Raw genomic sequence first — 13,752 nt, forward strand, 5'->3', positions numbered from 1 at the left:
CGTACACAAAGGATGTTGTCGGTTCTTGCGGAATGAATCAGTTATATAGGGAAGATCATTTTAAAGGTTGTCCCCGCATTTTCTTTGCTCATAATTTTGTAGTCGCCATTCATACGTTTAATGATATCAAAACTAATCATTAAACCAAGTCCTGTTCCTTTTGTTTTGGTCGAGTAATATGGCTGTCCTAATTGCTTAATATGGATAGGGTCGATACCAATTCCTTCATCCATGATATTTATAATGGCATTTCCATTTTCTTGATAAGCTAACAATTCTAACTTTCCCCCAGTGGGCATTGCTTCAATCCCATTCTTAATTAAATTGATAAATAATTGCTTGCATTCATTCGTATTTCCATTTATCACTAAATTCCCTTCAATATTTGTAATAAGATTAACATTAGACATTACAGCAAACGGGTGCATAAATTCAGCCACATCTAATAATGTTTGCGAAAGAGGTATGGATTCGCAAAAATGGTTTGAAGGGCGTGCAAGTGATAGAAAATCACCGATTATTTTCTGTGTGCGGTCCAATTCATCAAGTGAAACAGATATAAACATTCCTTGTTTAGATGTTAAGTTTTTTTCGTCTTTCATGATTTGCAGAAAACCGCGAATGGTTGTCATTGGATTGCGAATTTCATGTGCAACCGAAGCAGCAAGCTGACTCACCGCATTCAATTTATCAGCATTTTGTAATTGTTCCTGCATGGCTAGCTGAAGCTTATTCATTTCAATTAAATAGATAATGATTGCAAGTGTCAGTAATGAAACGATGGAAAATGAGAATAAGTATAGGAAATCTTCCGAATGCCCTAATTTCAGAAAAGCAATTATGCGTGTACCAGTAATTAGAATATAAAAAGCAATGCCAATACAAAGTTTTTTCCAAGGGTTTCCTCTTTGATAGTTTTTATAAACAAAGCCAAATAAGGGAATGATGATTAAATAATTAATCAATAGCAATAATAATTCCTTAAGCTCTCCAAGTACATTTACACCTAATAAAGCACCTATTGTAATACCGCCAGCTAGTGGACCTATATAGAAAAAGGAAATAAAAATAGGAATGAATTTTAAATCAAATGCCATACCGTCAGCAACTCTTACAGGAAAAGACATAGACAATAAAAGTGAAAATATAATCGTGATAAGAAAAACAATATTTGTTTTCAGGTCTTTTTTATATCTGCTAAGAATGATATTTACTAAGGGAATCATCATCATGATAAAAAAGTGAAAAAATAAATCGGCTACAAAATCCTTCAAGAGCACCATTCCTCCATGCTAGTTCTTCCATATCTAATTAAACAAGCATGAAGAGGATTCCTTTATAATATGTAGATAAATGTTGAATGAGCATGAAAAATAATTCCTGATTATTTTACAATACTCGACAAATAAAAAACCGGCTCATAATGAGCCGGAATAATTTAAACAAGAACGATTTCTCTTTCTGCATCTGATGGAATAAAATCCACTATATCTTGCACTTCAGTACCATCTAAAGTTTCTTTCTTTAATAGAGCTTCTACTAGGTTTTCGAATTGGATTCTATTCGCTTGTATTAATTTTTCAGACCTCACTAACGCTTTCTGGAAAAGTTCTTGCATTTTTGCTTCCTTATCTGACTTGTTAAAGGTTAAAGTAAACCCGTCATCTAGTAAGCCTGTATCAACCATTTGTTCAATCATCTGTTTTGCCTGCTGAACATCGCCGCCAACACCTAAGCTATGCTCGCCAAGAATCATTCTTTCAGCAACACCGCCAGCTAAAATCATAGCTACTTGATCAAGCATGTCACTTGTTGTCGATAAATGCATTTCTTTTGGTACCGGCGCAACATAGCCAAGCGCTTGACCACGGGGAATAATGGTTGCTTTACGAACAGACCCAGGCTTTGTAATTGCTGCAACTAGAGCATGTCCTGATTCATGGATGGCAACTCGTTTTTTCGTTTCTGCGTTTTGAAGTGCACGAGTAGAGCTTCCAAGTACCGTTCTATCTAAAGCGAAATCAATATCTTCTTTTGAAATGCAAGCCTGTCCATTTTGTACAGCTCTACGACTTGCTGTTTCAAACAGGGATTGAAGATCTGCACCGGAAAAACCAGAAGTGCTTTCAGCAAGTTCTTCAAACGAATTCATGACATTTTCAGCTAATTTTCTATTTTTCGTATGAATTTCGATAATTTCTTTTCTGCCTTTCATATCAGGAAGTGGAACATGAAAAGAAAAGTCAATCCGGCCAGGACGAAGAAAAGCATCATCTAACATATCTTTTCTATTTGTCGCAGCAATGAAAAGAATGCCGTCGTTAGAATGTCCGCCATCTAGCTGAACTAGCAGTTCGGTTAGCGTTTTCTCACTTTCTTCTCCACCATGCTGTTTTCTTTTACCAGCAAGGGCATCGACTTCATCGATAAAAACGACTGCAGGCTTTTGCTTCCTTGCATTTTGAAACAATGTTCGCACACGGGATGCACCAACGCCTACAAACATTTCATTAAATGATGAACCGCTCGTTGAAAAGAAGGTTGCACCAAGCTCTCTTGCAATCGCTTGTGCAAGCAATGTTTTCCCTGTTCCTGGAGGACCATATAAAAGTATCCCTTTCGGCGGCTTTAAACCCATTTGAAGTGCACGTTCAGGTTCTTTTAGAATAGAAAGAGTTTGCATGATCTCATCTTTCATTTCACCTTGTATTCCTCCAACATCAGCAAGAGAAATAGATGGAAGCGGCTTTGCCTTCGATACACTTTGCTTCATAGTATTTGCTGCACCAAGTCCGCCTTTGCCAGATTTGTATAAATAAATGCCGAGGGCAATAATTAAGATAGCAAGCACGCCTACAATCCATGGAGTATAGGGACTGCTAGATGAAAATGTATATTCAACATGATAGTTTTCTATCAATTTATCAATCATTTGACTATTTGGGGGCACATGTGAAATAAATTCCCCATCACGGGTTTGAATCGTAAGTTTTCCATTTATATGTTCATTTATCGTAACCATTTCCCCATTTTGCGAGGCAATCAATTCTTCAACAGAAGAATAGGGGATAGTTGCGGATTTATTCGTATTTTGAACAACCAAGAAAATCGCTGTAGCAATGACTAGTAGACTTACAATAATCGGAACAATTGTTGAAGCTTTTCTAAAATTTAATTTCAACTTTTTCCCTCCTCATTGTACTTTTTCATTATAATTAGTAAGACTATTAAAGGATAGTGGATGATTAATGTAAGAAATAGAAAATAATGGATTGTTGTTCGAATAGATGAATGATCCTAAATAGTAAATGAACTCCTTCACAAATATTGGAAAACAAGATATAATGGCATAGGATAATTAAATAAACGAAACCACAAGGGGAGCGTAAAGCTGAGAGTGAACAGTTCACTGTTCTGACCCTTCGAACCTGTTAGATAATTCTAGCGCAGGAATGTGGATTGAATAGGTGTTTTGTTTTGACCTTGCTTATTCTCCCCTTGAGGTGCCGTACCATTTGAGAAGGGGAGTATTTTTATGAAAAAATTAAGTTTAATCGCATTGATTGAGGCTTCATTTTTTGCGGCATTTGCTATTATTTTAGATTTATTGCCTTCAATCAAGCCAATGCCAAACATATCAATTTCAGTTGCCATGCTGCCAATCTTTATCCTGGCATTTCGATGGGGGTTTCGTGTAAGCTTGATTTCTGGATTTATGTGGGGTATTCTCCAAATTGCCATGGGGGATGCATGGATTGTTACCCCGGTGCAAGCAATTATTGAATATGTAGTAGCTTTTGCGTTCATCGGTATTGCAGGACTTTTTTACAGCTTCATTCAAAAACATCATAGAAATGGAAATAAGAAAATTGCTCTTGCATGGATTGTTGGCGCTATATTTGTCGGAAGCCTTGCTCGATATTTCTGGCATTTCATAGCCGGCGTATTATTTTTTGGCAGCTATGCGCCAGATGGAATGTCACCGTTCCTTTTCTCATTTGCAGTAAATGGAGCAACAGCGCTTGGGGCTTGGGTACTATGTTCAGTCGCTGCTGTATTGATTATTTCAACAGCTCCACAATTAATTATAAGGAAAAATGATATGATAGTTATCCCACAAAACAAAGCTTCCTAAATAATTTCTAATCCTCTCTAAGTATGTTAGAGAGGATTTTTTCTTTTACATTTAGAGTTTTTTACAAATATGTGAACGATTTTAGAAATTGTCTATCCAATGAAGGGGGATTTTTCAGATCAAAACGAGCCTTAAATGCTTATATCATCAGCATTTATTGCTATTTTAATATATGAATGACCGTCACAAAGTAAAAATATTCCTTCGCTTATTTGTCACATTTATTTCGTTAACAACATGTTAATATTGTAAATGAACCAGCAAGAACAATTTTTAAATGTTCTTTTGTTGAAGATTGTGAAAATATGTACACAATAATTGGAATTTATTATTTCTTATAAGAAAGGAGCCCCTGTTATGAAATTGAAATGGGCTGTATTAGCGGTATTTTTCACTATTGTCACTGTGTTAACAGGATGTGAACCATTAGCGGTCTTCGATCCTAAAGGGCCACAAGCTGAAAGGCAAGCCAATGACATTCTTTTATCGATAGGAATTATGTCGGTAGTTGTTATTGTTGTTTTTGCTATTTTAATATACGTATTGGTGAAATTTCGCGCTTCAAAACAAAGTGAAGACTATGAACCACCTCACATGGAAGGGAATCCATGGGTCGAAGCAATTTGTGTCGGAATTCCTGTGATAATTGTTGCATATCTATCTTTCGTTTCTGTACAAAGTAACTATATCGTAGAGTCTGCTCCGAAAGGTTATGAAGAACAAGAACCTTTAGTTGTCTATGCTTCATCGTCCAACTGGAAATGGCATTTTAGCTATCCAGAAGAAAATATTGAAACAGTCAATTATTTATATATCCCGACAGATCGTGCACTTGAATTCAAATTGTATTCAAATGGACCAATTACTAGTTTCTGGATTCCACAGCTCGGCGGACAAAAATATGCAATGGCTGATATGATTACAACATTGCACCTAGCTGCTGATGAACCGGGCGAATTTATGGGACGTAATGCAAACTTCAGCGGGAAAGGGTTTGCTGAAAACTCATTTAATGTCACTGCTATGTCTCAAAAGGATTTTGATGATTGGGTAGAGGAAGTAAAAGAAACAGCTGATCCACTTTCTGAAGAAAAATATAATGAATTATTAAAGCCTGGACATCTTGGTCAAATGACATTCACTGGAACTCATTTAGAATTTGCACCACCACCTGAGCATGACCATGGATCATCAGACAGTGAATCAAAAGAGGAAACACATGAAGAACATTCTAATTCAAATGAATCAGAAGAAAATCATTCAGATCATAGCAATCATTAAGAATAGAAGAATAGTTAAATAACTTTTCTCGAAAGGAGAAACATACGGATGGAATTCTTTGAACGCTTTGCTATACCACATCCAAGTCCTGCGATTTATGTATCTATGGTTGTTATTGGACTTACTGTGATCGCAATTATTGCTGGATTAACCTATTTTAAAAAATGGGGCTATCTATGGCGTGAATGGTTGACAACGGTTGACCATAAACGAATTGGTTTAATGTATTTAATATCTGCATTGCTGATGCTTTTCCGTGGTGGAGTAGATGCCATCATGATGCGTGCTCAGCTTGCACAACCTGATAGTAAATTACTAGATGCACAGCACTATAATGAAATTTTTACTACACATGGGGTCGTTATGATCATTTTTATGGCGATGCCTTTCATTTTTGCCTTTATGAACTACATTGTTCCATTACAGATTGGTGCACGTGATGTTGCGTTCCCACGTTTAAATGCAATTAGTTTCTGGCTATTTTTCATGGGAGCCATGCTATTTAACATCTCATTCGTAATTGGTGGTTCACCTGATGCAGGGTGGACGTCTTATTTCCCGCTTGCAGGAAATGAATTTAGCGAATCAGTAGGGACAAATTATTATATGATCGCGATCCAAATATCTGGTCTTGGTTCATTAATGACGGGTATTAATATGATCACAACGATTATGAAAATGAGAGCCCCTGGTATGACAATGATGAAAATGCCAATGTTCACATGGTCTACTTTAGTTGCAAACCTTATCATTGTTACTGTTTTTCCAGTATTAACTGTTGCGCTAGCTATGGGTACAATGGACCGTCTTTTTGCAACAAATTTCTTCACGAGCTCAAATGGCGGTATGGATATGCTGTGGGCGAATTTATTCTGGGTTTGGGGACATCCAGAGGTATATATCTTAATCTTGCCAGCTTTCGGGATTTATAGTGAGATTATCTCTACGTTCTCAAGCAAAAATCTATATGGCTATAAATCTATGGTCGCTTCAATGGTAATTATCTCAGTACTTTCATGTTTAGTATGGGCTCACCATTTCTTTACAATGGGGCAAGGCGCTGCATCAAATAGCTTCTTTTCTATTACAACGATGGCGATCGCCGTACCAACAGGGGTTAAGATATTCAACTGGCTATTCACAATGTGGAAAGGGAAGATTCGCTTTACCGTTCCTATGCTTTATTCAATAGGATTTATCCCTCTTTTCACAATCGGTGGAGTGACAGGGGTAATGCTTGCGATGTCAGCAGCAGATTACCAATATCATAATACAATGTTTCTAGTTGCTCACTTCCATAATACAATTATTCCTGGTGTCGTATTTGCGATGCTTGCAGGGCTTACGTATTATTGGCCAAAAATGTTCGGCTTTATGTTAAATGAACGAATTGGGAAATGGACATTCTGGTTACTTTCAATCGGCTTTGTTCTTGCATTCTTCCCAATGTATATTACTGGTCTAGATGGTCAAGCACGTCGTATGTACACATACTCAGAATCTACTGGGTTTGGACCATTAAATATGCTTTCATTCGCAGGAGCAGGGATTATGGCAATTGCTTTTGCTCTAATCGTCTATAATGTTTATTACAGTATTCGTTATTCACCAAGAAATATTGGATCAGATCCTTGGGATGCACGTACTTTAGAATGGGCTACTAATACACCAGTTCCTGAATATAACTTTGCAGTAACACCGGAAGTGAATTCTATTCAGCCATTCTGGGATTCAAAGAAAAAGGGTCATGTGTTATTCCCAGCTAAGTTAGACAAGATTCATATGCCTAATAATAGCGGCATGCCATTTATCTTATGTTCAATCTTCTTCGTATGGGGCTTTTCATTTGTATTTGCCATCTGGCCTCTTGTCATTCTTTCAACAATTGGCATCTTTGCTTGTTTGGCATTACGCTCATTCGAAAAAGATCACGGAAGATATATTTCTGTTGAAGAGATTAAAGAAACTGAAGAGAAAACAGGGGGGGCTAAATTATGAAAATAGATCACTCGCAACCTCTTGAATATAGCACTGGGCAAAATAATTTAAATATTTTCGGTTTCTGGATTTTCCTTGGTGCCGAAATTATGCTTTTCGCAACACTTTTTACAACTTATTTCACATTAGAACACCGCACAGGTAATGGACCTACTGGCGCAGAAATTTTTGAAATAACGCCAGTTTTAATTGAAACGATCTTACTTCTTACAAGTAGCTTTGTAATTGGTCTTGGAATTCATGCGATGCGTTTAGGCAAAATAAAAGCAATGATTAGCTTTTTTGCCATCACTCTTTTATTGGGCTTAGGGTTCTTAGGATTTGAAATTTTTGAGTTTGTACACTATGTTCATATTGGAGCAGGATTACAAACGAGTGCATTTACAGCCAGCCTTTTAACAACATTAGGAACGCACGGAGCACACGTAACGTTTGGTTTATTCTGGGGATTAGCGATCATCCTGCAAATTAAGAAACGCGGGTTGACTCCTGAAACAGCCAATAAATCATTTATTTTCTCCCTTTACTGGCATTTCTTAGATGTAGTTTGGATCTTTATCTTCAGCTTCATCTACTTGAAAGGAATGATGTAAAATGAAAGAATTATTCCCAGCTAAACAAGTAATGGGCTTTGTGTTTTCATTAATTCTAACGGCTATTGCTCTAGCAGTTTATTTCTTAGACCTGTCATTCGCAGCAGGATTAACGGTTCTAATCGTAACAGCATTTATTCAAGCTTTGCTTCAACTTGTTGTATTTATGCATGCAGGTGAAACAAAGGATAAATGGTCCATTTATGGCAATGTCTACTTTATGATTTTCATTGCGTTAATTACAATATTCGGTACACTTTTCCTATTCAACTGGGATATGTAACAAAATGAAAAGCGGAGGCGACTGTTCAGCCCCGAAAAGCATAAGTCAAGCTGGATGGAAGGTTGTTCTTTAACCTTCTAGCCGGATTGGCTTAGACCCAAGAGGGGCTAGGAGCCGCAGCTAGACAAATTGCAAAGCAAGGAGCATCTAAATGGATGCTCCTTTTTTTGTTTTGTTCAGCATCTCTTCCGTCGCTACAAAAAATATTCCCATCACAAAGATAAAAACTGCACCCATAATTGTTCCAATTCCAATTGGTGTTATTATATTGTTACCGTTTCCAAAGAAACCGATTGTAAAAATGATAAGGCCAATTGCAAGTATTGTTACTGCAACATAATTTACTGCCCTTAAAATATTTGCATTTACATTCATCTCATTCAACCTCCTTATATTTAAATTATTCAATTTGTTCACAAAATTGTCAAACTTTTTTTAAAAAATATTTTATTATTTCTAAAAATTTAGGTATTATAACGCAAAAAAAACTTGAAGACAAAATCTTCAAGTCTTAATTTGTTATTTTTTATAGTGAGGCTCTAATTGTTTTCTAATATCATTAAGTAATTCTTTTACTGTCATACGATTTTCGTTTTGTCCTTTATTTAATACAGACTGCATAACCTTTGCCATTTCGTGTGAATTTACTTTTGGCTTCATATTCTAACACCTGCTAATATTCAATTAATAAACTTGGTAATCATTTATTGATGTGTTACGTGTTTTTTATAGTATATTCTCCACGAATTTTGTCCGTGAATTGTTTGCAATATTTCAAAAAAAGTGATTGTTGAGGTTTAAAGATGGAAAAAATGGGTAATAGTATATGGACCCTCATAAATCCAAACAGGTCGACGAATACTGTAATAAAGCAAAAGGTCTAAATGAAAAGGAGGTCTGATTATGCAAAAGAAGAACATGGATATCGATAAGCTTCTGGATGCAACGAAAGAAATAGCTGACGACGACTTTCACTATATGATCAGACATATCGAAATCGATTCATTGCTTGAAAAGACAGAGAACTGGTAAAAACATTATTTCCATACATAAATGGTCAATCCACTCTTATCTGAGTGGATTTTTATTTTTCATTTTTATTACAAATATGTAACAGAATACAATTGGGGTCCGTCAATAGCTATAAAAGGAGTGAAAAATATGAAGAAAAAATGGATATTAGTATTCGGGGCTCTCGTTATCATGATGTTTGTCCTTACCGGCTTCTTTGTTACTCAATTAAAAATAGTAGGGGGTTTAGACGAAAAGGAAGATTTGATCGTTTTAAAGAATAAACTTTGGAAAGTACAATTTTCCGAAAAGCTTGAACCATCAAGCGTTAATGACCGTAGCATATCTATTTTGAATCAGGAGGGAGAGAAGCAAAAAACTCCTGTATCATTGAGTGACGACCAGAAAACGATTCTTATTGAACCCCCAGAAAATGGTTACGAATTAAACTCCTATACATTACACCTTTCAAATGAAATCCAGTCAAAAATGGGCAGAAAAATGAAGGCAAGTATTTATCAGCAGTTTATTGTAAATGAATCGCTGCCGATCGCTGAATCAAAAAGCAAGTTAAACGAATATATCCTGAAACGAATGGCTGAAGTGTGGGAGAAGAATGATCATGCTGTGACAGAGGAAGCTGCAATGGATTCTGCAGCAGGGGAATCTGAAAAATCACAAGATCATTCAGAAACAAATGTACAAGTAAATGGGATTGATGAAGCAGATATTGTCAAAACCGATGGCAAGTATATTTTCCAGCTGAAAGATAATAAACTGCAAATTATTAGAGCAACCCCTGCTGAAAAAATGGCATTGGAAAAAGAGATTATTTATAAACAATCATTTTATCCATTTCAATTGTATTTACAAGACGATCAGCTAATCGTTATGGGTACGAGTTACGAGGGACAGGCGAGCGAGAAAAAAACAGCAGACATGAAAATTGCACCTGTACATGAAACCACGAAAGCAATTATCTACGATGTGAAGGATAAAAAGAATCCTGAAGAAATAAGGCAAATTGAGATTGAAGGAACACTTGTCACATCAAGATTAATGGATAGCAAGGTTTATTTAATTGCCAATAAATACCCGGATTACTGGCTGCTGCGAGAGAATCCAGAAATTGATATTCGTCCAAGATATTCAGATTCTGCTAGTCATACAAAAATGCAAGCTGTTACTTATGATAAGATTCAGTACTTTCCAGATTCTAAAGAAACCAATTTTACAAATATTGCTGTCATTGACTTAGAGAAACCAACTTCCAATATAGCTCTCACCACTTATTTAGGGAGTGGCGATCAGCTATACATGTCAAAAAACAATCTATATCTTGCCGTTACAAATTATATGCCGATGGCAATTGAAAAAGATGATTCATTCACCCCTGATACAACGGTTTATAAATTTAGTGTAGATGGGATGAAGGTTGATTTCCACAGTTCAAGTGAAATCACAGGAACGATATTAAATCAATTCTCGATGGATGAATATAAAGGTTATTTCCGCATCGCTACGACTAAGGGGCAAGTATGGGATAATTCAAGGCCATCTGCCAATAACCTTTATATACTTGATGAAAATTTAAAGCAGGTTGGAAAGCTAGAGGATTTAGCTAGAGGAGAACGAATATACTCTGCCAGATTTATAAATGATAAAATCTTCATCGTAACTTTCAAGGAAACCGATCCGCTCTTTGTCATTGACGGATCAAATCCAAAACAGCCGAAAGTATTAGGAGAATTGAAAATTCCTGGCTTTAGCAATTATCTTCACCCATATGATGAAAATCATTTAATTGGATTTGGTCATGACACAAAGGTAATCCCTGGAAAGGGAACAAATGGGCAGCCGCTAATTTTCACAGACGGTGTTAAGCTTTCACTATTTGACATCACAGATTTATCGAATCCAAAGGAGAAATTTACAGAAATAATCGGCGGCAGGGGAACATATTCTCAATTAAGCTATGACCATAAGGCTCTGCTATTTGATAAAAAGAAAAACATATTCTCTTTCCCGATAACTGTATATGAAAATGGGAAAGCAAAGAATGAAATGGATTGGAACTCAACTTTTACATTCCAAGGTGCATATGTCTACAATATTGATCTAAAAAAAGGATTTTCACTTAAAGCTAAAATGACGCACCACAATCAAAATTCCATCTACGAGGAGTGGGAAAACAGCATCCAGCGTGTCCTTTATATTGGCGATGCGTTCTATGCTTTATCTCCGAATAAAATCAGTTCTTATGAATTAGGTTCCTATAAATTAAAAGGGGAGTTAAATTTAAATAAATAAAATACAAGCAGCACCCAGATAATGGGTGCTAATTTTATTGAAGAAAATTTAATTTTACTTCATAATTATATCTAAAACATTATTTATTTTTCAAAGACTGGAGTATTCTATGAATCTAATCATTTTTTTTGTTAGCTCCTATTTTATTGGGAATATTTTAACAGCACATTTTCTAATAAAAATTTTTCATAAAGGGGAAATTCTTGGGGAAGGTTCAGGCAATCCTGGTGCAAGGAATGCGGGACGTTTATATGGAAAAAAGGCTTTTGTTCTTACTTTTCTTGGGGATGCATTAAAAGGGGCACTCGTTATTTTTATTGGCAGAATGCTTGAACTATCTGCTCTGGAACAGTTAATCGGGCTTGCCTTTGCATTGATCGGGCACATTAGACCAGTTTTTTTTCGTTTTAGAGGAGGAAAGGGAATATCCACTTATATTGGCGGGGCACTTGCTTTCGAACCATTATTGGCTGTTGTCATCATTATAGCGTTCTTAATCACTTATCCATTTACTAAAAGCTTCACACTTTCAGGACTTGGTTCCTTTCTTGTCCTTCCCGTAGCTGTTGATTTCCTGCATAATTCTGTCACATCCATGTGGGGCTTCATCGGAATAACGATTATTATTTTATTGGCGCACATAAAGAACTTGATAGAAAAATGGAAATCCTAACCGAATTATTTTCGGTTAGGATTATTTTTATTCAGGATCAGGACTATTTACCATAATGCCAGCAACTTGAGTCAGGCGATCATAGAAAACAGGACCCGAAGGATGTTCATCAAGCCCAATTTCATGAAAGGCTTCCTTCATACAACGAAGCCAGCACTTTGCACGTGTTGGAGTAATCTCAAAAGGAAGATGTCTTCTTTGCATCGCAGGCGGTCCAAATTCTTCACTGTAAAGGGCTGGTCCACCAGTAAATTGGGAAAGAAACATCCGCTGCTTTCTTTTTATCTCTTCCATATCATCCTCAAATAGTGGCCGCAAATCTTTATCTGCATACACTCGCGGATAAAAAGCATTAACTAATTTATCAATTGTTTCAGCTCCGCCAATTTCATCAAAAAGATTTTTAAACTTATAATCCATTTTTCAACACCTACCATCGACTTTTCTATTAGTTAATTTAATTATAATAATTATAAGCGTAAAATTTTGTGATTTAAATCACGTTCATTTAAACAATTGCTACCGTGCTATACATATTGTGCATTTATTAAAACTATTGGAATTGGATGATAAATATAGAAGGATTACTAAATGGAAGGGGAAATTAAGTTGGAGAAAAAGGGTAGTATAAAATGTGGCTAAAGCATTGCTGAAGTCAGCAATGCTTTTCTAATCTTCAAAAAGATAATTATTTACATCAATTTTCGTGCTGTTTTCTTCATCATTCATATCGTAATCATTTACTGAGTTTGTTACGATCGATTCGGTCGTATATGCACCATTCATACTTTCTAGCAATAATGCCATTTCCGGTATGTTTTGATCATTCATAATTCACAGCACCTCCTACTGTTAGATTGCAATATTTCCTCATAAATATTCATTAAATGATAATTTTCCTCTTGGTGAATAAGCAAACCTCCTATAGTAAATCCTATAATCAGTTAAGATAGGAGGTTTGTTTTTATATGAAAAATAAAGAAAATGAATGTTTAGATGATAAAGATATTATGCATCATTTGATGTCTGAACAAATTGCCTATATATGCGTGGAAGAAGAGGAAGAACGGATGCGTGCGGAAGAAAAGAGCATAAAGAGACAAAATCCATGATGAAGAATGTGTTTGTTTGCCTCTTGATGCTAGGGGGTTTAATATTATCAGCCAATGCTGCTAATGCTTCTCCACCTTCCTATGCAAAATGGGGGCAACTAGCTGTTAAGACTGCGAAGGAGAAGTATCCTCGTGCGAATATTGTTGATTATTTACATATTGGGAGAGAGGACAAGCCAAATTCTTCAATTGAAAAGTTTAAGCTTTGGGTGGATGATCAAGGAAAAGAGTTCGGGCTGCTCATTCAGATTGAATTTGATCCCAAAGATGATCGGGTAATAAATGTAAGTACGCAAAAAACAATCAACTAAATACCCTAGCACATCCGCTTGAAATGCAAAAGATGTGCTAGGGTT

Annotated in this window: 16 protein-coding genes and 1 riboswitch; of the genes, 10 read left to right on the plus strand and 6 right to left on the minus strand. The window is 36.0% G+C overall.

Annotation, left to right across the window (positions count from 1 at the left end; translation table 11 throughout):
• Nucleotides 1–41: 41 nt before the first annotated feature.
• Nucleotides 42–1,274, minus strand: coding sequence for an ATP-binding protein (locus tag C1726_RS23685; RefSeq protein WP_180968285.1), 1,233 nt, complete (start codon nucleotides 1,272–1,274; stop codon nucleotides 42–44).
• A gap of 164 nt (nucleotides 1,275–1,438) precedes the next feature.
• Nucleotides 1,439–3,181, minus strand: a complete 1,743-nt coding sequence (locus C1726_RS23690) for an AAA family ATPase (protein ID WP_102275407.1) — start codon at nucleotides 3,179–3,181, stop codon at nucleotides 1,439–1,441.
• Nucleotides 3,182–3,367: 186 nt separating this feature from the next.
• Nucleotides 3,368–3,470, plus strand: a riboswitch (TPP riboswitch).
• A 65-nt stretch (nucleotides 3,471–3,535) separates the two neighbouring features.
• Between C1726_RS23690 and thiT the strand changes: the two genes are divergently transcribed.
• The 5 genes from thiT (at nucleotide 3,536) to qoxD (ending at nucleotide 8,290) form a co-directional block, all read left to right on the plus strand.
• Entirely contained in the window at nucleotides 3,536–4,135 is a 600-nt protein-coding gene (gene thiT, locus C1726_RS23695) for an energy-coupled thiamine transporter ThiT (protein ID WP_102275408.1), read from the plus strand.
• Nucleotides 4,136–4,492: 357 nt separating this feature from the next.
• Nucleotides 4,493–5,416: a cytochrome aa3 quinol oxidase subunit II gene (qoxA, locus tag C1726_RS23700; RefSeq protein WP_102275409.1), complete on the plus strand. Its 924-nt coding sequence runs from the start codon at nucleotides 4,493–4,495 to the stop codon at nucleotides 5,414–5,416.
• Between the two features lie 48 nt (nucleotides 5,417–5,464).
• Nucleotides 5,465–7,414, plus strand: a complete 1,950-nt coding sequence (gene qoxB, locus C1726_RS23705) for a cytochrome aa3 quinol oxidase subunit I (RefSeq protein ID WP_102275410.1) — start codon at nucleotides 5,465–5,467, stop codon at nucleotides 7,412–7,414.
• On the plus strand, nucleotides 7,411–8,007 hold the full coding sequence (gene qoxC / locus C1726_RS23710) for a cytochrome aa3 quinol oxidase subunit III (protein ID WP_102275411.1): 597 nt from the start codon (nucleotides 7,411–7,413) through the stop codon (nucleotides 8,005–8,007). The genes qoxB and qoxC overlap by 4 nt, the downstream gene beginning before the upstream one ends.
• A 1-nt stretch (nucleotide 8,008) precedes the next feature.
• A complete protein-coding gene (gene qoxD, locus C1726_RS23715) occupies nucleotides 8,009–8,290 on the plus strand; it encodes a cytochrome aa3 quinol oxidase subunit IV (RefSeq protein WP_102275412.1) in 282 nt (93 codons plus the stop codon).
• A 147-nt stretch (nucleotides 8,291–8,437) separates the two neighbouring features.
• Here the strand turns inward: qoxD and C1726_RS23720 are convergent, their stop codons facing one another.
• Both C1726_RS23720 and C1726_RS26380 read right to left on the minus strand, forming a co-directional pair.
• Nucleotides 8,438–8,665 (minus strand): hypothetical protein, encoded by a 228-nt coding sequence (locus C1726_RS23720; protein WP_102275413.1) that lies wholly within the window; start codon nucleotides 8,663–8,665, stop codon nucleotides 8,438–8,440.
• Between the two features lie 144 nt (nucleotides 8,666–8,809).
• Entirely contained in the window at nucleotides 8,810–8,950 is a 141-nt protein-coding gene (locus tag C1726_RS26380; protein ID WP_180968286.1) for a hypothetical protein, read from the minus strand.
• A 243-nt stretch (nucleotides 8,951–9,193) separates the two neighbouring features.
• Between C1726_RS26380 and C1726_RS26835 the strand changes: the two genes are divergently transcribed.
• The 3 genes from C1726_RS26835 (at nucleotide 9,194) to C1726_RS23730 (ending at nucleotide 12,284) form a co-directional block, all read left to right on the plus strand.
• The gene (locus C1726_RS26835; RefSeq protein ID WP_268877046.1) at nucleotides 9,194–9,322 is read left to right on the plus strand and encodes a hypothetical protein; all 129 of its coding nucleotides are present in this window, start codon (nucleotides 9,194–9,196) and stop codon (nucleotides 9,320–9,322) included.
• A 129-nt stretch (nucleotides 9,323–9,451) separates the two neighbouring features.
• A complete protein-coding gene (locus C1726_RS23725; RefSeq protein ID WP_102275414.1) occupies nucleotides 9,452–11,611 on the plus strand; it encodes a beta-propeller domain-containing protein in 2,160 nt (719 codons plus the stop codon).
• Between the two features lie 109 nt (nucleotides 11,612–11,720).
• Entirely contained in the window at nucleotides 11,721–12,284 is a 564-nt protein-coding gene (locus tag C1726_RS23730; protein ID WP_102275415.1) for a glycerol-3-phosphate acyltransferase, read from the plus strand.
• A 27-nt stretch (nucleotides 12,285–12,311) separates the two neighbouring features.
• On the opposite strand, the gene C1726_RS23735 is transcribed toward C1726_RS23730, so the two are convergent.
• Nucleotides 12,312–12,704: a globin domain-containing protein gene (locus C1726_RS23735; RefSeq protein WP_056684735.1), complete on the minus strand. Its 393-nt coding sequence runs from the start codon at nucleotides 12,702–12,704 to the stop codon at nucleotides 12,312–12,314.
• Between the two features lie 249 nt (nucleotides 12,705–12,953).
• The gene (locus C1726_RS26385; protein ID WP_180968287.1) at nucleotides 12,954–13,115 is read right to left on the minus strand and encodes a hypothetical protein; all 162 of its coding nucleotides are present in this window, start codon (nucleotides 13,113–13,115) and stop codon (nucleotides 12,954–12,956) included.
• A 137-nt stretch (nucleotides 13,116–13,252) separates the two neighbouring features.
• Here C1726_RS26385 and C1726_RS26390 point away from each other — a divergent pair, with 137 nt between their 5' ends.
• Nucleotides 13,253–13,396 carry a hypothetical protein gene (locus C1726_RS26390; RefSeq protein WP_180968288.1) on the plus strand — a complete coding sequence of 48 codons (144 nt, stop codon included), beginning with the start codon at nucleotides 13,253–13,255 and terminating at the stop codon, nucleotides 13,394–13,396.
• The gene (locus C1726_RS23740) at nucleotides 13,393–13,707 is read left to right on the plus strand and encodes a DUF3889 domain-containing protein (RefSeq protein WP_235822834.1); all 315 of its coding nucleotides are present in this window, start codon (nucleotides 13,393–13,395) and stop codon (nucleotides 13,705–13,707) included. The genes C1726_RS26390 and C1726_RS23740 overlap by 4 nt, the downstream gene beginning before the upstream one ends.
• Nucleotides 13,708–13,752 lie beyond the last annotated feature (45 nt).

The organism is Cytobacillus massiliigabonensis (assembly GCF_900199725.1).
GTDB lineage: Bacteria > Bacillota > Bacilli > Bacillales > Cytobacillaceae > Cytobacillus > Cytobacillus massiliigabonensis.